The sequence below is a fragment of the Pseudomonas sp. X4 genome, assembly GCF_040784925.1.
GTDB classification, from domain to species: domain Bacteria; phylum Pseudomonadota; class Gammaproteobacteria; order Pseudomonadales; family Pseudomonadaceae; genus Aquipseudomonas; species Aquipseudomonas putida_Z.
The window spans coordinates 2,218,787-2,238,897 of the sequence record NZ_CP160798.1 but is presented as its reverse complement, the minus strand read 5'-3'; the positions used below and the strand labels follow the sequence as shown (position 1 = coordinate 2,238,897).

At 64.8% G+C, this 20,111-nt stretch carries 16 protein-coding genes; 7 read left to right on the top strand and 9 right to left on the bottom strand.

Going from position 1 to position 20,111, the window contains the following annotated elements:
* Positions 1 to 38: 38 nt before the first annotated feature.
* From ABX298_RS09830 to ABX298_RS09820, 3 genes are all read right to left on the bottom strand, one after another.
* Positions 39 to 1,637 (bottom strand): MFS transporter, encoded by a 1,599-nt coding sequence (locus tag ABX298_RS09830; protein ID WP_085691495.1) that lies wholly within the window; start codon positions 1,635 to 1,637, stop codon positions 39 to 41.
* 1 nt (position 1,638) lies between these two features.
* A complete protein-coding gene (locus tag ABX298_RS09825; RefSeq protein ID WP_367394354.1) occupies positions 1,639 to 2,901 on the bottom strand; it encodes an OprD family porin in 1,263 nt (420 codons plus the stop codon).
* A gap of 461 nt (positions 2,902 to 3,362) precedes the next feature.
* Positions 3,363 to 4,274 (bottom strand): LysR substrate-binding domain-containing protein, encoded by a 912-nt coding sequence (locus tag ABX298_RS09820; RefSeq protein WP_075046740.1) that lies wholly within the window; start codon positions 4,272 to 4,274, stop codon positions 3,363 to 3,365.
* A 280-nt stretch (positions 4,275 to 4,554) separates the two neighbouring features.
* Between ABX298_RS09820 and ycaC (ABX298_RS09815) the strand changes: the two genes are divergently transcribed.
* Entirely contained in the window at positions 4,555 to 5,184 is a 630-nt protein-coding gene (ycaC, locus tag ABX298_RS09815; protein ID WP_013974760.1) for an isochorismate family cysteine hydrolase YcaC, read from the top strand.
* Between the two features lie 177 nt (positions 5,185 to 5,361).
* Here ycaC (ABX298_RS09815) and ABX298_RS09810 read toward each other — a convergent pair whose 3' ends face one another.
* Complete coding sequence (locus ABX298_RS09810; protein ID WP_015272306.1) at positions 5,362 to 5,655, bottom strand: hypothetical protein; 294 nt, start codon at positions 5,653 to 5,655, stop codon at positions 5,362 to 5,364.
* A gap of 605 nt (positions 5,656 to 6,260) precedes the next feature.
* Between ABX298_RS09810 and ABX298_RS09805 the strand changes: the two genes are divergently transcribed.
* Positions 6,261 to 6,539, top strand: coding sequence for a type II toxin-antitoxin system RelE/ParE family toxin (locus tag ABX298_RS09805; RefSeq protein WP_081742331.1), 279 nt, complete (start codon positions 6,261 to 6,263; stop codon positions 6,537 to 6,539).
* Positions 6,540 to 6,551: 12 nt separating this feature from the next.
* Positions 6,552 to 6,836, top strand: a complete 285-nt coding sequence (locus ABX298_RS09800; protein WP_081742330.1) for a HigA family addiction module antitoxin — start codon at positions 6,552 to 6,554, stop codon at positions 6,834 to 6,836.
* A gap of 4 nt (positions 6,837 to 6,840) precedes the next feature.
* Here the strand turns inward: ABX298_RS09800 and ABX298_RS09795 are convergent, their stop codons facing one another.
* Both ABX298_RS09795 and ABX298_RS09790 read right to left on the bottom strand, forming a co-directional pair.
* Positions 6,841 to 8,628 (bottom strand): monovalent cation:proton antiporter-2 (CPA2) family protein, encoded by a 1,788-nt coding sequence (locus ABX298_RS09795; protein WP_367394353.1) that lies wholly within the window; start codon positions 8,626 to 8,628, stop codon positions 6,841 to 6,843.
* Positions 8,629 to 8,870: 242 nt separating this feature from the next.
* A complete protein-coding gene (locus ABX298_RS09790) occupies positions 8,871 to 9,845 on the bottom strand; it encodes a GlxA family transcriptional regulator (RefSeq protein WP_085588763.1) in 975 nt (324 codons plus the stop codon).
* Positions 9,846 to 10,025: 180 nt separating this feature from the next.
* Between ABX298_RS09790 and ABX298_RS09785 the strand changes: the two genes are divergently transcribed.
* Both ABX298_RS09785 and ycaC (ABX298_RS09780) read left to right on the top strand, forming a co-directional pair.
* Positions 10,026 to 10,388 carry a helix-turn-helix domain-containing protein gene (locus ABX298_RS09785; protein ID WP_084785302.1) on the top strand — a complete coding sequence of 121 codons (363 nt, stop codon included), beginning with the start codon at positions 10,026 to 10,028 and terminating at the stop codon, positions 10,386 to 10,388.
* Positions 10,389 to 10,461: 73 nt separating this feature from the next.
* A complete protein-coding gene (ycaC, locus tag ABX298_RS09780; protein ID WP_004375560.1) occupies positions 10,462 to 11,088 on the top strand; it encodes an isochorismate family cysteine hydrolase YcaC in 627 nt (208 codons plus the stop codon).
* Positions 11,089 to 11,205: 117 nt separating this feature from the next.
* Here ycaC (ABX298_RS09780) and ABX298_RS09775 read toward each other — a convergent pair whose 3' ends face one another.
* Positions 11,206 to 16,254 (bottom strand): AAA family ATPase, encoded by a 5,049-nt coding sequence (locus ABX298_RS09775; protein WP_367394352.1) that lies wholly within the window; start codon positions 16,252 to 16,254, stop codon positions 11,206 to 11,208.
* Positions 16,255 to 16,492: 238 nt separating this feature from the next.
* On the opposite strand from ABX298_RS09775, the gene ABX298_RS09770 reads away from it, so the two are divergent.
* Complete coding sequence (locus ABX298_RS09770; protein WP_075046734.1) at positions 16,493 to 17,485, top strand: response regulator; 993 nt, start codon at positions 16,493 to 16,495, stop codon at positions 17,483 to 17,485.
* Positions 17,482 to 17,850 carry a response regulator transcription factor gene (locus tag ABX298_RS09765; protein WP_075046733.1) on the top strand — a complete coding sequence of 123 codons (369 nt, stop codon included), beginning with the start codon at positions 17,482 to 17,484 and terminating at the stop codon, positions 17,848 to 17,850. The genes ABX298_RS09770 and ABX298_RS09765 overlap by 4 nt, the downstream gene beginning before the upstream one ends.
* A gap of 223 nt (positions 17,851 to 18,073) precedes the next feature.
* Here ABX298_RS09765 and ABX298_RS09760 read toward each other — a convergent pair whose 3' ends face one another.
* Together ABX298_RS09760 and ABX298_RS09755 are read right to left on the bottom strand one after the other, a co-directional pair.
* Complete coding sequence (locus ABX298_RS09760; protein ID WP_286100753.1) at positions 18,074 to 19,564, bottom strand: YifB family Mg chelatase-like AAA ATPase; 1,491 nt, start codon at positions 19,562 to 19,564, stop codon at positions 18,074 to 18,076.
* A 139-nt stretch (positions 19,565 to 19,703) separates the two neighbouring features.
* Positions 19,704 to 19,970, bottom strand: a complete 267-nt coding sequence (locus ABX298_RS09755; RefSeq protein ID WP_025341076.1) for an accessory factor UbiK family protein — start codon at positions 19,968 to 19,970, stop codon at positions 19,704 to 19,706.
* Positions 19,971 to 20,111: the final 141 nt, after the last annotated feature.

Below are 20,111 nucleotides of genomic sequence, written 5' to 3'. Positions count from 1 at the left end.
GAGCTGGCTTGCCGGCGATAGGGCCGGAGAGGCCAACATCAATGGTGAGCCTTGTGCTCAGCTCCAGCCAACAGATGCCGAATCTTCACTTCCACCCCATCGGTCTGCAGCATCCGCACCCTGGCCTCGATCTTCAGCTCACCCCGGGTTACCCGGTGGTGATGCCTCAAATGCTCCAGCCACGATTCCTCGAAGAAGAACTCCAGCCACAACGCCGGGTCCGCGCTGTCGCGCATCAACCCCCACGACAACGCGCCATTGCGCTTGCGCATCGCCTCCAGCTCACGCGCTGCCTGCTGGAACGCCTCGGCCTTGGCCGGGTCGATGTGGTATTCCACGGTGACCATCACCGGCCCGCTTTCCTTGTCCATGTCGTCGCTCAGCAGCGGCACCGGCCAATGCAGTGACGGCGTCAGCTCCTCGGCTGCGGTTTCCGGCAGCGTCACCTTGCAGGTCAGCAGCGTGCCCAGTGCCAGGCCTCCTGCGGCCAGCAGCAGGCTCAAGGTGATGGTTGCATGGCTGGCCAGCGTGCCCCACAGCAACCCGCCACCGGCCATGGCACCAAAGAAGATCAGGATGTACACCGACAGCGCCCGCGCCCGTACCCAGGCCGGTACCGAGGTCTGCGCCGCCACCTGCAGGTTGGACAGCACGGCAATCCACGCCGCGCCGCTGAGCAGCATTGCCGGCAGCAGCACATAGAAGTTGCGCACCAGCGCCAGGGCTAGCAGGAACAGGGCATACAGCAGGCTGGCCAGCAGCACCAGGCGGTCGCGGCTGATGCGTTCGCGCAGGCGTGGCAGCAAGGTGGCGCCGGCCACCGCGCCGATGCCGATGGCCGCCAGCAGCAGGCCGAAATCGGCGGCGGTACCCTGCATCTCGCCACGCACGATCAACGGCAGCAGCGAGGTGCCGGCGCTGGCGCAGAAAAAGAATGCCAAGGCGCGCAATATCACCGCCTGCAAGGGCTTGGCACTGCGCGCGAAACGCAGCCCGGTGCGCATGGCGCCGACGAAGCGCTCGGCCGGCAGCAGCGGCTCCTTCACCTCGCGCTTCCACAGGAACAGCACCAAAATCACCCCGGCGAACGAGATGGCATTCAGGGCGAAGGTCAGCCACGGGCCGACCATGCTCACCACCACGCCCGCCAAAGCCGGGCCGATGGCGCGCGACACATTGATACCGACACTGGAAAGCGCCACCGCGTTGGCCAGGTCGTCCTTGCCCACCAGCTCCGGTGTCAGCGCGCTCCAGGCCGGCATCATCAGTGCCGTGCCGATGCCCAGCGCCAGGGTAAGCACCAGCAGCAGGGTGACGTTCATCAGCCCGAGCAGGGTCAGGGCCGCCAGCACCACGGCCACCGAAGACATCCACAGTTGCACCAGCAACAGGTAGCGGCGCTTGTCGACGATATCCGCCGCCGCGCCGGCCGGCAGGGCGAGGAAGAACATCGGTAGCGAGCCGGCTACCTGGATCAGGGCCACATGCAACGGGCTGGCCGACAGCGTGGTCATCAGCCAGCCGGCGCCCACCTCATGCATCCAGGTGCCGATGTTGGACGCGATGGTGGCGATCCACAGCATGCGGAAGGTGGCGTTGCGCAATGGGCTCCAGGCGCCTGAAGGGGTCGTGCTCATGTCAGAAGCTGCCTTTGAGTGGGTATTCGATGATCAGGTAGATCCGGTCGATGTCATCGCCGGCCTGGGCCTGGTTAGCGCGGTGGCTGACGTGGGAAAACGACAGGCTCAGGTCCTTGGCGGCGCCCGACTGCACCACGTATTTCAGGTCGATGTCGCGCTCCCAGTGCTTGCCGCCGTCGCCGTACTGGCCCACATAGGCGCCGCCTGCCGGGGCATGGCTGCCGTCGATGCCACGGCCGCTGACGTAGCGGCCCATCAGGCTCAGGCCGGGGGCGCCGAGGGTGGCGAAGTCGAGGTCGTAGCGCAGTTGCCACGAGCGCTCGCCGGGGCCGTTGAAGTCGGCGTACTTGATCGAGTTGGCCAGGTAGATGGAGTCGCCGCCGACGAAGTCGAACGGGGTATCGCCCTCGACCTTCTGGTAGGCCAGGCTCAGCGCCTGGGCGCCGAAGCTGTACCTGGCCAGCAGGCTGTAGGCGAGGGTGTCGATTGCCCCGGCACTGGCATTTCCGGTGTCGCGGGTCTTGTACAGGTTGCCGTCCAGGCGCCAGTTGCCCTCGGCCAGGTTCAGGTTGAGGTAGGCCTGGCGCCAGGTGTCCTCCAGCTGGCCTGCGTACAGTGCGCCACCAAATGGCCCGTCGGGTGCGAACGCGGCGCCGGCCAGGCTGATGGCACGGTTGTCGGTGGTAGCGCCGTAGCCGCTGAAGTCATCATGGCTGGAGCTGTTGTCCTGGTTGTTGAAGGCGGTGAAGTGCCCGGCCTGCAGGCGCCAGTCGGGCAGGTCGGTGTTGTCCAGGAACCAGCCGGTGGCGTACTCCGGGTGCAGGCGTTTGTCGCTGGTGTCGAACACCGGGGTTTCCACGGTCATTTCGCCGTAGCGCAGTTGGGTGTTGCCCAGGCGCAGCTTGAGTGCGGCGCCGGCGCTGGAGTAGTCGGACTCGGCGCGGCCATCGCTGTCGCGTGGCAGCAGGCCGGTGCCGGCATGGCCGCGGCCGCCGTCCAGCTTGAGGCCGAGAAAACCATGGGCATCGATGCCGACGCCGAGTGCGCCCTCGGTGAAGCTGGAGCGGATTTCGCCAATGAAGCCCTGGGCCCATTCCTGGCGGTAGTTCTGGCCACTGCCGGAGGGCGAGCGGAAGTCGCTGTGCAGGAAGTAGTTGCGGCTGAGCAGCGACCAGCCGGGCTCTTCGGCCTGGCTGAGCGCCGGGCACAGGGCGAGGGTGGCGAGCAGGGCGCGGCCTGGTCCGTGAGTGGCGCGGATCATGAGGGCTCCGGGAGGGATGATCCGGGAATGTGGATGAAGGATGGGCCAGGGGTCTTGTATGTGTGTGCTCTGGCTGGTTTTGCCTGTGCCGGCCTCTTCGCGGGTAAACCCGCTCCCACAGGTACTGCACAGGCCTTGGAGCTAGTGGTGACCTGCTCTCACAGGTACTGCACAAGCCCTGGGGTTAGTGGTGACCTGCTCTCACAGGTACTGCACAAGCCCTGGGGTTAGTGGTGACCTGCTCTCACAGGTACTGCACAAGCCCTGGGGCTAGTAGTGACCTGCTCTCACAGGTACTGCACAAGCCCTGGGGCTAGTAGTGACCTGCTCTCACAGATACTGCACAAGCCCTGGGGCTAGTGGTGACCTGCTCTCACAGGTACTGCACAGGCCTTGGAGCTAGTGGTGACCCTGTGGGAGCGGGTTTACCCGCGAAGAGGCCGGCACAGGCGGCAACCGGCTCAAGCCATGTCGCTGATGGCGAACTCCTCGGCCAGATGATCGATCAGCGCCCGCACCGACGGCAGCAACCCCCGCCGCGACGGGAAGATCGCATGCACGATGCCGCAACGCGGGTGCCATTCCGGCAACAACTCCACCAGCCGCCCCGCCGCCAGGTCTTCACGCACCGCCACCCGCGGCAGGTGCGCAATACCCACCCCGGCCACCACGAAATGGCGCAGGGCGAACAGGTCGTCCGTCACCATGCGCGGTGTGTGCGGGATGACGATGCTGCGGCTGCTGTCCTCACCCTGGAACAGCTCCCATTGGTACTCACGCTGAGCACTGCCCCAATGCAGGCTCGGCAGCGTGCCGAGCAGCTGCGGGTCGAAGCCCTTGGGCAACTGCTCCAGGTACTGCGGCTGGCCGACCAGGCACTGGGTACTGTTGCTCAGTACCTTCATCACCATGTCGGTGTTCTCCAGCGGCGGAAAGCGCACCCGCAGGGCAATATCGAAGCCCTCGTGCAGCAGGTCGACGCGGCGGTTGGTGCTCTCGATGAACAGCTCCACCTGCGGGTACTTGAGCATGTAGCGGGTCAGCATCGGCCCGACCCAGGAATTGAGCAGGGTGGTCGGGCAACTGATACGCACCAGGCCACGCGGTTCGCTGCGGTTGCGCTCGATGATCTCCGCCGCGCCCTCGGCCTCCACGCGCATGGCCAGGCAGCGGTTGTAGTAGGCCTGGCCGATCTCGGTGAGCGAACAATGGCGGCTGGTGCGGTGCAGCAGGCGCACGCCCAGGCGGTCTTCGAGATCGGCGATGCGCCGGCTGAGCTTCGACTTGGGCATGTCCAGCGCCCGGCCAGCCGGGGCGAAGCCGCCGTGTTCGACTACCTGGGTGAAGTAGTAGAGGGAGTTGAGGTCTTCCAATGATCGGTCTCCAGGTACTTGGTTGCCTGTGCCGGCCCTTTCGCGGGTAAACCCGCTCCCACAGGTACTGCACAGAGCTCAAGCCCGGCGCCATCCCTGTGGGAGCGGGTTTACCCGCGAAGAGGCCGGCACAGCCCCTACAAATCTATCGTTCATAAAACGGAACGCTAAAGCCAAATTCTGCTATCTACCGCCACAAAGGTGATGATTTTAATCTGTGCCCATCAACGCGAAACACCCCCGAATGCTGAAAAATTCATAACCCTTAGGAGCACAGACCATGAGCAAATTCACCTACAACCGCCTGAACAAAGACGACGCCGCTGTCCTGCTGGTCGACCACCAGGCTGGCCTGCTGTCCCTGGTCCGTGACATCGAGCCGGACAAGTTCAAGAACAACGTGCTGGCCCTGGCCGACCTGGCCAAGTTCTTCAACCTGCCGACCATCCTCACCACCAGCTTCGAGCAAGGCCCCAACGGCCCGCTGGTACCAGAGCTGAAAGCCCTGTTCCCGGACGCCCCGTACATCGCCCGCCCAGGCCAGATCAACGCCTGGGACAATGAAGACTTCGTCAAGGCGGTGAAGGCCACTGGCAAGAAACAGCTGATCATTGCCGGCGTGGTGACTGAGGTCTGTGTAGCGTTCCCGGCGCTGTCGGCCCTGGAAGAGGAGTTCGAAGTGTTCGTGGTGACCGATGCTTCCGGCACCTTCAACGAAATGACCCGCGATGCTGCCCATGACCGCATGAGCCGCGCCGGCGCGCAAATGATGACCTGGTTCGGCGTGGCCTGTGAGCTGCACCGCGACTGGCGCAACGACATCGAAGGGCTGGCGGCGCTGTGCTCCAACCACATTCCGGATTATCGCAACCTGATTACCAGCTACAACGCGCTGACTGCGGGTAAGTAACAGCCCGTTAGTTGAATGCAAAAAGGCCGGCTTCCTCTGTAGGGAGCTGGCCTTTTTTGTTTGCTGCGCTGGCCCTTTCGCGGGTAAACCCGCTCCCACAGGTACTGCACAGTTTCAGCGCCTGTGGTGATCCTTGTGGGAGCGGGTTTACCCGCGAAGAGGCCAGCAAGGACAACATCAATTCATGGGCTGCGACTCAATCCCATCCAGCAATGCCTCAACCAATCCTTCTGCCATTTCGAGCGCATTCAGGTTGCTCCAGAACAGGCTCTTGCCGGTTTCATCCAGGTGTTCCAGGGCTTTGTAGCCACAGTCGTAGGCGCCGCGCAGGTACTGGGCGACATGCACCAGGGCGTCGTGGGCAGAGACGCCCGGGTTTACTGTGAACAAAGGTGGATGGCCGGCATCGCAGCGGCTGAAAGCGCGCTCTTTGGTGTCGGGAAGAGGTGGATTGGGGACAATTTTTTTCATAGCCAAACTCCGATAGAGGTTGGCCGGCACCATCCGTTTCCACGCGAAGGGTGGCGGCTGCACGCGGGGTGGAAAGCCAGGCTATCGGAACCCCGGCAGGCCATTCGGCCTCCCGCGCGCAGCTGCCATGACAACAGCTATTCCGATTTACCTGCCGGGTTTCCACACCCGATCGCTGAACCGACAGCGACCCGGCAAGCCTAGAGAGCAGGCTTTCCCCGGACAATCAGACGGGCTTCGACACGGTGCGTAGGATAAATCTTCAGGCGGTGTGCCTGAGTAGGAAATGACTCGCAGGTAAGTAGGAGGCTGCTGAGACGTCTGCATTTTAGTTCCGCGCGCTGGCAATCGTGGGCAAGCCTTCTCTCCCAAGATTGCACCAGACCGACTTGTAGAGATGGCACGCGAGGGGCCATGTGGGCGACTTGCCTCTGACGGGCATCTTTTTTGGGAAATTTCTTACGCGCAGATCGGAGCGTCAGACGGCGCCAAAGCGAGTGGTCAGGAACAAACTGGGCAACCCGGAAATCATTCAGGAGTATGTCTATGTACGTTCCCAATACTAACTTGAAAAGTGTAAGGTGTGACCTTACACTTGATCTCCAATGATACGGAGCTTCAGGCACAAAGGCCTGAGGCTACTTCATCAGCAAGGCGACTCATCAGGAGTGCGGGCAGATCATGTTGCCCGTTTGCGGCGCTTACTCGCTTCACTTGAAGTAGCGCAGACGCCTTCAAATATGAATCGCCCTGGTAACCGGCTTCATCCCCTGCATGGAAAGCTGGACGGCTTTTGGGCAGTGAATGTCTCGGGCAATTGGCGTCTGGTGTTCCGCTTCGTTGGTACAGACGTGGAGCTTGTCGATTATCTGGATTACCACTAGGAAGCTGAAATCATGGCTATGTTCGATCCGCCCCACCCTGGCGAGTCCCTCCGTGAAGACGTGTTACCTGCGATTGGCATGAGCGTATCGGGGCTGGCTCGACACCTCGGCTACTCGCGAGGGCAGTTGTCCACCGTTCTTAACGGGCGCGCCGCCATATCAGCCGACCTTGCTTATCGCCTTGAGTTGGCGGGCCTCGGTGATGCCCGCCAGTATCTTGCGGAGCAGGCTGCTTATGATCTCTGGCAGGCCGCGCACCGTGAGCATCCGCAAATAGTACGGCTAGTGTTTGCCTGATAGCTCAATCCGCATCCGAATCAAACAACCGCTCCAACTCCGCCCGGGCCTCCTTGGCCGTCTGCATCACCTTGGCCCGGTCATCACGCACCTGCCCCTGGGCCACCAGCACTTCTTCGTCATGCTGGGTAAACCGCGCAATCCGGTCCGCCGCCTGCGCCTCGCTCAACCCCAACCCCACCAATGCCCGGCGGGTCATCTCCAGGCTGGAGTAGAACGTCTCGCGAATCGGCTCGGCGCCGACATCCGCCAACTTGTGCACATGCTGGCGGTTACGCGCGCGGGCCAGCACTTTCAGGTGCGGGTACAGGCGTTTCACCCGTTCCGCCGTGTGAATGGCGGCTTCCGGGTCATCGATGGTGATGATGAAGTATTCCGCCTCGCCCACCTTGGCGGCATGCAGCACCTCGGGGCGCAGTGGGTCGCCGTAGAACACGGGTACCTGTTCGAACATACGAGTCATCTCGATGGTGTCCACCGAGGTTTCCAGGGCAATGAACGGAATCTTCTGTGCCCGCAGGATGCGCGCGACGATCTGGCCCATGCGGCCCATGCCGACGATCACCACCCGTGGCGTGTCAGCCTGGATCTGCTTGTAATGCTCCGGCACCTCACGCGCCGGTTGCGGGCGCTTGAGGGCGTGGGCGCAGCCAATCATCAGCAGCGGGGTAATGGCCATCGACAGGGTGATGGTCATCAGCAGCAGGTCGTAGGTCTGGGTGTCGAACAAGCCTTGGTCCTTGCCCAGCTTGAACACCACGAAGGCAAATTCGCCACCGGCAGCCAGCACCATGCCCAGGCGCAGGGCACTGGCGCTGTTCAGGCCACCGGCCAGGCGCCCGACGCCGATCAGCAGTACCAGCTTCACGGCCACCAGCAGCAGGGTCAGGCCCAGCACCACCAAAGGCATTTCCAGCAGCAGGCGCAGGTTGGCGCCCATGCCGACGCTGATGAAGAACAGCCCCAGCAGCAGGCCCTTGAACGGTTCGATCTGCGATTCCAGCTCGTGGCGGTATTCCGAGTCGGCCAGCAGCAGGCCGGCGAGGAAGGCACCCAGGGCCATGGAAATGCCGGCTTCTTCCATCAGCCAGGCAGTGCCGATCACAACCAGCAGCGCGGTGGCGGTGGACACTTCCGGCAGGCCGGTGCGGGCCACGGTGCGGAACACCGGGCGCAGCAGGTAGCGGCCACCGACGATGACCACGGCGATGCTGGCGAACACCTTCAGGCCATGCTCCAGGCTGTCGCCGTGACTGGTGTCCGGGCCACTGGCGGCCAGCAGCGGAACCAATGCGATCAGTGGGATGGCGGCGATGTCCTGGAACAGCAGGATGGCGAACGCCAGGCGGCCGTGCGGGGCGTTGAGCTGCTTGCTTTCGGCCAGGCTCTGCAGGCCAAGGGCGGTGGACGACAGCGCCAGGCCCAGACCGAGCACGATGGCCGCCGGTAGCGTCTGGCTGAAGCCGAACAGGGCGATGGTGCCGATCAGCGCACCGGTCAGCAGCACCTGGGCGGTACCGACGCCGAATACGGACTTGCGCATCAGCCACAGGCGCTTGGGCGACAGCTCGAGGCCGATGATGAACAGCAGCAGGACCACGCCCAGCTCGGAAATGTGCGCCACGCTTTCGGTGTCGCGGATCAGGCCCAGCGCCTGCGGGCCGATGATCACGCCGGCGAGCAGGTAACCGAGCACGGCCCCTAGGTGCAGGCGCTTGGCCAGGGGGACGGCGAGGACCGCGGCGAGCAGGAAGATCACCGCGGTTTGCAGAAGGCTGCCTTCGTGTGGCATTGGCTCGTACTCCATGAGCTGCCGGGGCAGCGTTAGATCAGTTTGGCGGACAATTCTGGGGAATGTGGGAGTGCCAGACAATCTGCTGTGAGGAAGACACATTGTCCTGAATCAGGTGACAGTCGTGCTGGCCTCTTCGCGGGTGAACCCGCTCCCACAGGTACAGCGGTGTCTTCAAGCCTGCGCAACACCTGTGGGAGCGGGTTCACCCGCGAAGAGGCCGGCACAGGAAATCTGCATACTCAACTGCCACCAAACTGCGCCCGATACTGCGCCGGTGTCATGCCAATCCGCTCGCAGAACACCTTGCGCAAATGCCGGTCACTGCCAAACCCGCACTGCGCAGCCACTACCTTCAACGGCAGGTCGGTACCTTCCAGCAGTTTGCGCGCGCGGTCGATGCGTGCGTTCTGCAGGTATTGCAGCGGCGTGATGCCCACCTCGCGTTGAAAGGTGCGGGCGAAGTTGCGCCCGCTCATGGCTACCAGGTCGGCCATCTTCTGCACAGTGAAGGCTTGCTCGATATGGTCGACGATATACGCCTGCACCCGGGCAATCGGCGAATCATCCCGCGGTACAGCCGCCAGCAGTGGCCCGTAGGGTGTCTGCCCGCCCTGGCGATGGCGGGCGACCAGCAGCACCTTGGCCACTTCCAGGGCCAGCGCCTTGCCGTGGTCTTCGGCCACCACCGCCAGTGCCAGGTCGATGCCAGCGGTGATCCCGCCCGAGGTAATCAGGCAGCGGTCGATCACGTAGATCTGTTCGGTCTCGACCTTCGCCTCGGGGAACGCTTGTGCCAGGCGCTCCACGTAGTTCCAGTGGGTGGTGCAGCGATAGCCGCCCAGCAGCCCGGCCCGGCCCAGCAGGAATACCCCGGTGCAGATGGCACCAAAGCGTTTGGCCTGGCGCACGGCCTGGGGCAGCCAGCGCTCGATGCCTGGCAGGGCGATGTCATAGGCCCCCGGGCCGCCTGGCACCAGCAACAGGTCGACCGCCTCCGGCAAGTCCTCCAGACGCAGGTCGGCTACCACTTTCAACCCGCAGGAGCCGCGCACCGCTGCCTGCCCTTCGGCCAGGGTCAGCAGCCGGTACTTCCGCTCGGCAGGAAGGAAGCGGTTAGCAATGGCAAACGCGTCCATGGGCCCGGTCACGTCCAGCAACAGCACATCATTGAACAGCACCATGGCCACGGTGCGGTGGGCGGGTTTTTCCTGCATGGCTCTTTTGCCTTGAATGCCGGCCGCCACTGGCGGCCTGAAGCTGAATACGAAACGCATCTTAAGGTATCGGTAAAACAGCCAGGGCCAGCAGCGCGCAATTAACAACAATTCAGGTTTGGCTCAGGACTTTGTCATGTGCCGGGGGCGAGACTTTCTGCATTGAACAGGAGAGTCGCCATGCACCCCGGGACGCCCCAAGCACCGTTGCAACCCCCCGGCGCACTGACGCCAGCACGGTTGCGCCGGGCCAAGGAACTGATGTTGCACAGCCCGTTGTCGATCATCGAAATCGCCGGGGTATGCAACCTCACCCGCAGCCACTTCTCCCGCGCATTCAAGGTCAACACCGGCCTCTCGCCCCAGGCCTGGCGCCTGCTGGCACGCATGGAAAAGGCCAAGCGCCTGCTCGCCACTGAGGCGCCGATCACCCACGTGAGCCTGGAATGCGGCTTCTGCGACCAGGCCCATTTCACCCGTGCCTTCAGCCGCCTGGTCGGCCAGCCGCCCAAGGCCTGGCGCCAGGCGCAGGCCCATCCTTAAGCCGAACCTATCCGCCGGTATAGCCCCTTGTGGACAGTGCCGGCCCGTTTTCCCAACCCAAGGAGTCACCCCGATGAGCCAACCCGATTACAAGCGCCTGAACAAAGACGACGCCGTGGTGCTGCTGGTCGACCACCAGACCGGCCTGATTTCACTGGTGCAGGACTTCTCGCCCAACGAGTTCAAGAACAACGTGCTGGCCCTGGGCGACCTGGCCAAGTTCTTCGGCCTGCCGACCATTCTCACCACCAGCTTCGAGCAAGGCCCGAACGGCCCGCTGGTGCCCGAGCTGAAAGAGATGTTCCCGGATGCGCCGTACATTGCCCGCCCTGGCCAGATCAACGCCTGGGACAACGAAGACTTCGTCAAGGCGATCAAGGCCACTGGCCGCAAGCAGCTGATCATCGCTGGCGTAGTGACCGATGTGTGCGTGGCGTTCCCGACCTTGTCGGCGCTGGCGGAAGGTTTTGAAGTGTTCGTGGTGACCGATGCTTCGGGCACCTTCAACGAAACCGTGCAGCAGGCGGCCTGGGTGCGCATGACCCAGGCGGGTGCACAGATGATGAACTGGTTCTCGGTGGCCTGTGAGCTGCACCGCGACTGGCGCAATGACATCGAAGGGTTGGGTAACCTGCTGTCGCAGCGCATTCCCAACTACCGCAACCTGATGAACAGCTATGCGGCCCTGAGCGCCCGTTGATGTAAGCCTGTACCGGCCCTTTCGCGGGTGAACCCGCTCCCACAGGAACCGTGCAGTTCTCAGGCTGTGCACTATCCCTGTGGGAGCGGGTTCACCCGCGAAAGGGCCGGTACAGGCTCAAGAAGGATTCACAGGCAGCGTAAAGCGAATCCGACACCCCCCCAGCTCTGACCCCAGCGCCTGCAACTGCCCACCATGGGCCTGCACCACCGAGTTGCAGATCGCCAAGCCCATCCCCATGCCGCCGATCTTGGTGGTATGAAACGCATCGAACACTCGCTCGCGCTCATCCGCTGCGATCCCCGGCCCGTTGTCGTCCACGCAGATTTCCACCCCATCCCCGACCACCGCCGACGCAATCCGCAGCACCCCATCGCTGCGATACCCCGCCAGCGCCTCCAGGCCATTGGTAATCAGGTTGAACACCAACTGCTGCAACTGCACCGGGTCGGCCATCACGCTCACCCCCGCCTGCAAGCGCATCTGCACATCCACCGTGCCCTTGGCGGCATCGGCCGAGGTCAGGCGCACCACTTCGCGGATCAGTTCGTCCAGCTTCACTACCTTGAGCTGCATCGGTGACTGCTTGGCCAGCGAGCGCAGTGCACGCACGATGTTGGCGGCCCGTTCGCTGTCGTTGCGGATGTCTTCCAGGCCGGCAATGGCCTCGTCCAGGTCGGGCTTGGCGCGCTTCAGCCAGCGCAGGCTGGCAGCGGCGTTGGAGGCGATGCCCAGCAGCGGCTGGCTGATCTCATGGGCGATGGACGCGGACAGCTCGTTCATCACCTGCAGATGCGCCGTGCGCGCCAACTCCGCGCGGGAGCGGCGCAACTCGGCCTCCATCTGGGCGCGGGTCTGGTTGTCTTCGGCCAGGCGTGTGTAGAACTTGGCGGTTTGCAGCGACACCGCCGCCTGCGAGGCGAGTATTTCCAGCATGGCCAGGCGCTGGCTGCCGAACAGGTTCGGGACCAGGCGGTTTTCCAGGTACACCAGGCCGATAAGCACGCCCTGGATCACCAGCGGCAGGCACAGCACCGAACGGGCCTTGCGCGCCTGCAACTGCTGGCGGAAGGCCTCGGGGCAATCGCTCTGGGCATCGTTGAGCACCAGGGGCTTCTTGGTGCGCATGGTGGCGTTGATGATCGACAGCGGCGCCTGGGTCATGAACTTCTGGCAGTCGTCCATGCTCACGTGCAGCCCGGCGTCGTCGATGTAGGCGAGGGCCGCCATCTGGAATTCGGCACCGCTGACGATCAGCAGCGCACCGTGGTCGGCGCCAGAATGCTGGGTCAGCTGGCCCATCAGGGTTTCGATCAGGCCCTCGAGCAGCACTTCCTCGGACAGCGCCCGTGCTGCCTCGATGCCGGCTTCCAGGTCGAGCTTGGCCTGGTGGGTGGCGCGGTGGCTTTCCTGGATCGGCTGGGTGCGCAGGAACGGGTGCAAAGCCTCCAGCTGGTGCACCTTGCCGGTCGCGCCCCAGATATGGAAACAGTCGCGGGCGATGCGCAGGTGCAGGTTGGCGCCGGAGATCAGCCCGCTGGGGATGCATACCTCGGCCAGCTGTTCGTGGGCCAGCGCCTGCTCGTGGATGAAACCGGCGGCGGTGGCGGCGATCTGTGCCTGGTCGAAGCAGCGGATGGCGGCCAGGCCGTCGCCTTCGAGCTTGGCGATCACGCCTTCGATCAGCAACAGCTTGTTGCGGAAGGTGGCCGGGTTGAAGCCGGCCCAGCGGCCGAAGCGCTCGCGCAGGGCGTGTAGCTCGCGCAGCTTGTCGGCAAGGCTGCCAATGGCCTCGGGGCTGCCCAGGGCCAGGCCGCGGAACAGGTGATAGTCGGCCAGGTTGATGTGCGCCGGTACCGCCCAGGTGTTGTCGCCGGCCAGTGCCAGGTTGCGCATGGCCTGCGGAATATTGCCCAGGTAGAAGTCGCACATGCCGGCCATCAGGTACTGGAAGAACCGCGTGGTAGGCGATTTCGAGGCTGTGGCCGAGGCCGGGCAGGGCGTGCCGCTCAATTTGGCGACGAACGCTTGCTGGGCCTGCAGGATCTGCTCGATGTCGCGGTAACCGTAGCGACGCACGGTGGCCAGGCCTTGCGCCAGTTCCTCCACCACGTCCGGCAGGTAGCGGCCCATGAACAGCGAATCGGAAACCAGGTGGTTGCAGGCATAGCAGCTCATCGCCAGGTCACCGCTCACGCGCCCTGAGTCGACCGCATCCAGCGCGGTACGGCGGGCGAACTCCATGGGCGAGGTCCAGGCGCTGACCTGGTCCAGGGCCAGCAGCGCGCTGGTCAAGTCAGCGTCGAAACCGTGTCGTTCTATCAGCTTGAGCGCAGCCAGGCAGCAAGCATGGCCATCATGGTAGGCGCCGAAGCGCTCGGCAATCATCACCCCGTACCAGGCCATGCCGTAGGTGCTGCCCCGGGCGACGCCGTGCAGCAGCGACAGCTCCATGAGCTTGGCCAGGTGCAGGAAGCAGATGTCGTCCTTTACGAAAAACGATGACGACAGGGTGGCCAGCAGGCTGATGGCAACCGTCACTTCCTCCGAATCGGTGCGCTGCAGCGACTCCAGGCAGTGGCGGCCTTTCTGTTCGACCAAGGCCTGTACATGGGCATGACTGGCCTCGACCTGTTGCCAGTCGACACCCCGCACCGGGCTTATACCTAGCAAGTCCAGGCCGGATATGGCGCTGTCGATGGCCGCCTGATAGTCGCCGCGCAAGGTGCACAGCAGCGCCTGCAGGCGGCACACCCGCGCCTGGTCCAACGCCGAGCGAGCGCGCTGGCGGCATTCAGTGATGCGGGCCTCGGCCGCGATCATTCGCGACAGTTGCATATCGCACTCGGTCGCCATGCAGGCGATGGCAAAGCCATGCGTGGCGCGGCTTTCCAGCGTTGCGCCGTGGTGCAGCAACTGCTCGGCCGTGTGCAGGTAGCCAGCTGTCTGTTCGAAAGCGCCGCCGTCGCGTGCTCGTGCTGCGGCTTCGCGTAAAAGCTGCAGGAACGCTTCGCAGTCATCCGCTGCAAACCCGCATGGGCTGGCGCGTTGCAGCTGGTTGGCAAGCTCGAACAGTGCCTCGTGCAGGCGCCCCGGCCAGGCCTGGCGCATGGCCAGGGCGATATTTGCATGCAGCTGGGCGCGCTCGCGCGCGGGCGTGAGAGCGTACGCGGCTTCCATCACCCGCTCATGGGCGAAGCCCAGGCCGTTCTGGCCCGATTGCAGGAAACCCGCGCCAATCAGGGCTTTCAACGGTTCGCCGGGCACTTGAGAGAGCACCTGCTGAAGCAGGCGTTCATCGCAGCGGCTGCCCGCAGCGCTGGCCACTCGCAGCAGGTCGCGCTGCGGCTCTGGCAGGCGCGCCAGGCGGTGGATCATCAGGTCGGCGACATTGTCGGAATAGCGGTGGCGGGCCACGGCCTTCAGGCACCATGACCAGCGCATGGCCTGGGTGTCGAAGGTGAACAGCTGGTCCTCGACCAGGGCCCGGAGAATCTGATTGATGAAGAACGGGTTGCCCGCCGTCTTGTCGTGCACCAGCTCGGCCACCTGCAATGCATCCTCGGGGCCGACATGGTAGCGCTCGCCGATCAGCTCGGTCACCGCGCCCACCGCCAGGGGCCGCAGGTTCAGCGTGGTGCTGCGCACCGCTGCAGGCAGGGCAAGGGGTGTACTGCTGGCTGGCGCATCATTGCGCCGGGCGAAGATCAGCAACAGGTTGCCGGGCGCGTGAGCCAGCAGTTGCGCCAGCAGTTGCTGGCTGGCGTCGTCTACCCACTGCAGGTCATCGAAGAACAGCACCAGCGGCTGGCCGGGGCGGCTGAACACCTGCAGGAATTCGACGATCGCCCGCAGCTCCTTCTGCAGCGCCAGGCGCGTGGGCTTGGCCGGCAATTCGGGCAGGGGGCCGAGGACCAGTTGCAGGTCTGGCGCCAGCTTGCCGAGCAGCCGGCCGTGGCCCTTGATGCGGCGCAGGATCTCGCGGCGCAGGGTGTCGAGGTCCTGGCTGTTCTTGGCCAGCAACTGGGTGGTCAGCGCGCCGAGAATTTCGACCCAGGGCGCGTAGGGCACGGCCTGGGCAACGCCGCTGCACTTGCCGGTGGCCCAGTAACCCTGGGCGTTGGCCTTGAGTGCTGCCTCGACCAGGCTCGACTTGCCCATGCCGGTAGCCCCATTGATGAACAGGGCCTGTGGCTTGCTGTCACGGCGCAGGGCCTTGAGCAGCAGGGCGATGGCCTTTTGCTCGGCGCAGCGGCCATACAGGCGTGCTCGGTCGGGCGTGACCGGGTCGGCACAGCCTGGTTCGAAGGCCTCCATGGACTTGCTGGCGGCCCACTGCCGCTGGCAATGGGCCAGGTCCACCGCCAGGGCGCGCGCACTCTGGTAGCGGGCGTCCGGCTCTTTGGCCAAGGCCTTGGCCAGGATCCGGCTGAGAGGTTGCGGCACATTGCTGTCCACTTCGCAGGCCGCTCGTGGCTGCACGCCGGCATGCAGCTGGCGCCAGTGCTGGGTGTCGCGTCCGGCCAGCGGCAATTCGCCCAGCAGTAGCTGGTAGAGGATCGCACCCAGGGCATAGATGTCGGTGCGTCGGTCGCTGCTGCTGCCATGTGGGCAGACCTGTTCCGGCGCCAGGTACGCCCAGTTGCCGAGCGCGGTGCCCTGTTCGCTGATCAGCTCCGCCGGGTCGGCGCGAAAGCAGCCCAGCCGCACTCGCTGGTTGGTGTGCAGGCACACATGTTCGGGCTGCAGCGCGCCGTGCAGCACATTGCGTTCGTGGGCCTGGGCCAAGGCAGTGGCCGCGTTTACCGCAATATCGAGAAACGGCGTCAGGGCTGCTGGGCCTTCTGCGATAAGGTCGGCGATGGAGCGGCCGGCCGGGTACACCAGTAGCGGGCCTTCGGCCGAACGCACGAACGCCGAGGGGATCACCGCCCACTGCGGGTCGAGTTGCAGGCGGTAGTCACGTTCCAGGCGCTGGCAGGCGGCGGGGGCCTCGCGGGGGGCGCGCACGGCGATCCAGGCCTGGTGGGTGGCAGGGTCGCGCAGGCGGAAGTAGCTGAGCTCACCTTCCTGGCCCAGCGCGCTGATGTCGCACCGGTTCAGCCAGCCCTCGTCGACGGACTGGTCGTAATCGATGGGCCTGTGGGCAAGGCGTTCATCGAGCATAAGGCACCCCTGCTAGCGACATCCTGACGCGCGAGTATACGCAGCGAACCCAGCACGGATGCGGGCTGCAGACTGCTTGGCAGGAACGGGTACGCTGTTGTCCGTTATCGTCCCCTGGGGGCTGGCGGGCTTTTGTATAGTCCTCGGGCCAACCTATCCCTCGGGATAATTGTCTGAAGGCGTACGCTGGCCTAGGCTGCCCGGGGCTGGGAAACGCCCATGCCCGCGCGAGGAAGCCATGATCCGAATAGGTAATGCCCAGGTGTCGCTGGAGCGGCGCGAAGCCTTTGTTGATGGCAAGCCGATCCTGTTGGGCGGGCGTGCCTTCGAGGTGCTGGCGACGCTGATCAAGGCCAAGGGCCGGGTGGTCGGCAAGGACGAGCTGTTCAGCCAGGTGTGGGCCGGCACGGTGGTCGAGGACAACAACCTGCAGGTGCAGGTGTCCTTGCTGCGCAAGGCCTTTGGCGACCGTGGCCTGATCCAGACCGTGCCGCGCCGGGGCTATCGCCTGGCCGCCGAGATCAGCCTCGAGGTGCCTGGCGAGGCGTTGGGCAAATCGCCGCTGTGCGCCGTGGCCGACACTGTCGAGTTGTTCGATGAGCACTTGAACGTGCCGGTGCTGGTGGTGGATGACGACCCGTCGGTGCGTACGGCGTTAGGCCGCCTGCTGCGCTCGCAGGACATTCCGCATCATTTGTTCGCCAGTGCCGAGGCGTTGTTCGAGGCCCGCCTGGAAACCCCCTATGCCTGCCTGTTGCTGGACATGCACCTGCCCGATACCAGCGGCCTGGAGGTACAAGACGCGCTGCGCCGGCTGGCGCTGCCCTGGCCGGTCGTGTTCATGACCGGCTTCGGCACCATCCCGATGACCGTCCAGGCCATGCGTGCCGGGGCCGTAGAGTTTTTGACCAAACCGTTCGACGAAGACCAGCTGCTGACACTGCTGCAGGCGGTGCGCACGCGTGCCGTGGCCGAAGGGCGCAGGTGGCACCATGCGCGGCAGGTCGAGGAAAAGTACCAGCGCCTGACCCAGCGCGAGCGCCAGGTGTTCTCGCTGGTGGTTGGCGGCCTGTCGCACAAGCAGATCGCCAAGCAGATCGGCACCAGCGAGGTGACGACCAAGGTGCACAAGAAGAACATCATGAACAAGATGCAGTCCCGCTCGCTGCTGGAGCTGGTGGCCATGCACAACGTCATCGGGGCGCAGCCTGAGGGCCTGGGCGGCGCATGAGCAGAGCGGTGTGCATCGTCGACGACGATGCGTCGGTGCGCAAAAGCCTGGCCAACCTGCTGCGTTCGGCAGGTTTCGAGACCTTGTCGTTTGCTGCAGGGGACCTGTTCCTGGCCTCGGCACTGGCGCGGCAAGCGGGGTGTGTGCTGCTCGACCTGAGGATGCCTGGAATGAGCGGGCTGGCGGTGCAGCGCGAACTGGCCCGGCTGGAGTGGCGTTTGCCGGTGATCTGCATGTCGGCGCATTGGGATGAAGGGGCGGTGCGGGCGGCGATGGCGCTTGGGGCGTTGGTCTGCCTGGGCAAGCCGTTTTCTGAAGAGGTGCTGCTGAAGGTGGTTGAAGATGCTTTGCTGGGCAGCCAGTAAGGTATTCCTGTCCCGGCCCCTTCGCGGGCTCGCCCGCTCCTACAGGGACTGCACTAGGCTTTGGGCCGATGTATTCGGTGTGGGAGAAACTGTCTTGCACTGTCTGTACTGGCCTCATCGCTGGCAAGCCAGGCTCCTACAGGGACTGCGCATGGCTTGAGGCCGATGCGGTCGGGGTGGGAGCTGGCTTGCCGGCGATGGGCTGCAAGGCAGCCCCGGCAATCTAACTGCTCCCCGGCCGGTACTGCAGGGCCTCGGCCAGATGCGCCCGGCCAATTGCCTGGCTACCTTCCAGATCCGCCAGCGTCCGCGCCACCTTCAACAACCGGTGTGCCGCGCGCAACGACAGGTTCAGCCGTTCACAGGCCCCCTCCAGCCAGGCCTGGTCCGCCGCTGCCAAGCCACAATGGCGGCGCAACCCCTCAAGGTCGAGAAACGCATTCGCACACCCTTGCCGCCGCTGTTGCAGTTCACGTGCCTCGGCTACCTTGGCCGCCACATCGGCACTGGTCTCGCCGCAGGGCTGGTTGTTCAGCGTGGTGCTCTCCCGGGCCACGGTCAGGTGCAGGTCGATACGGTCCAGCAGCGGCCCGGACAGCTTGTTGCGATACCGCGCGATCTGCTCGGTACTGCAGCGGCAGCGGCCAGTGGGGTCGCCCAGGTAGCCGCAAGGGCAGGGGTTCATTGCCGCCACCAGTTGGAAACGTGCCGGGAAGCGCACCTTGTCGCGGGCCCGGGCAATCACGATCTCGCCCGACTCCAGCGGCTCGCGCAACACCTCCAGCACGCGCCGCTCGAATTCCGGCAGTTCGTCCAGAAACAGCACGCCATGGTGGGCCAGGGTGATTTCGCCCGGTTGCGGCCGGCTGCTGCCGCCGACCAGCGCCGGGCCGGAGGCGGAGTGGTGTGGATGGCGAAAAGGCCGCTGCGGCCAGCTGCTCAGAGGCGCATGGCCGCTGACCGACTGGATCGCCGCCACTTCCAGTGCCTCGTGCTCGTCCAGCGGTGGCAGCAGCCCCGGCAGGCGGCTGGCGAGCAAGGTCTTGCCGGTACCGGGAGGCCCGGTGAACAACAGGTTGTGCGCCCCGGCCGCCGCTAGCAGCAGTGCACGCTTGGCAGCCAGTTGGCCCTGCACCTCGCTCAGGTCCGGGTACGGGCGTTGCTGCAGGATCAGGCCGTTGGCCGCATACGGCGGCAACGGCACCTGGCCGTTCAGGTGGGCGACCAGCTCCAGCAGGTGCCCCACCGCATACACCACCAACCCGCCTGCCAGGCTGGCTTCCTCGGCGTTTTCCCGTGGCACCACCAGCGCCCGGCCTGCTTCGCGTGCCGCCAGTGCCGCGGGCAGCACGCCCTGCACCGGGCGCAACTTGCCAGATAGCGCCAGTTCGCCCAGGCATTCGACCTCGGCAAGGGTGGCCGTTGGTACCTGGCCATCGGCGGCGAGGATACCCAGGGCAATGGCCAGGTCATAGCGCCCGCCATCCTTGGGCAGGTCGGCGGGGGCGAGGTTCTGGGTGATGCGCCGCTGCGGATAGTTCAACCCGGAGTTGACGATGGCGCTGCGTACCCGGTCCTTGCTCTCTTTGACCGTGGTTTCCGGCAGACCGACCAGAGTGAGATGGGGCAAGCCGTTGGCCAGGTGGGTTTCGACGCTGACCGCCGGTGCCTGCACGCCCACCTGGGCGCGGCTGTGGACGAGGGCTAGGGACATGGACGCTCCGTTGTCGCTGAAAAGGGCCGCTTCCTGCGGCTTGGCAAGCATAGCCAGCGCGGCCCGGGCCGGAGCTACAAGTGTGCGTCGTGGTTTTTCAGGCTAGGGCGTTACCCTGTATTTTCATGCCCTTGCGCATTCATTCATCCTGCGGGGCTGGATTCAGTCGTGCTTCCAGCTCGGCTACCTGTTTTTCCAGGGCTTCGAGGCGTGCGCGGGTGCGCGCCAGGACGACCATCTGGCTGTCGAATTCTTCGCGGCTGACCAGGTCCAGCTTGCTGAAGGCACCTTGCATCAGCACTTTGAACTGGCTTTCCAGTTCGGCGCGGGGCTGGGCGGTATCGCTGCTGAACAGGCGCGAGGCCTGGTCGCTCAGGGCATCGAGAAGGGCTTTGGGCGCGAGCATGGGGCTGTCCACTGATACTGGGAAATGGCCGGCAGTGTAGCACGGGCGAACCTGGCCCTTGATTGCACATTGGTCCCTTGTGGGAGCGGCCTTGTGTCGCGAAAGGGCTGCGCAGCAGCCCCGGGATATCGGTTGCGCAGC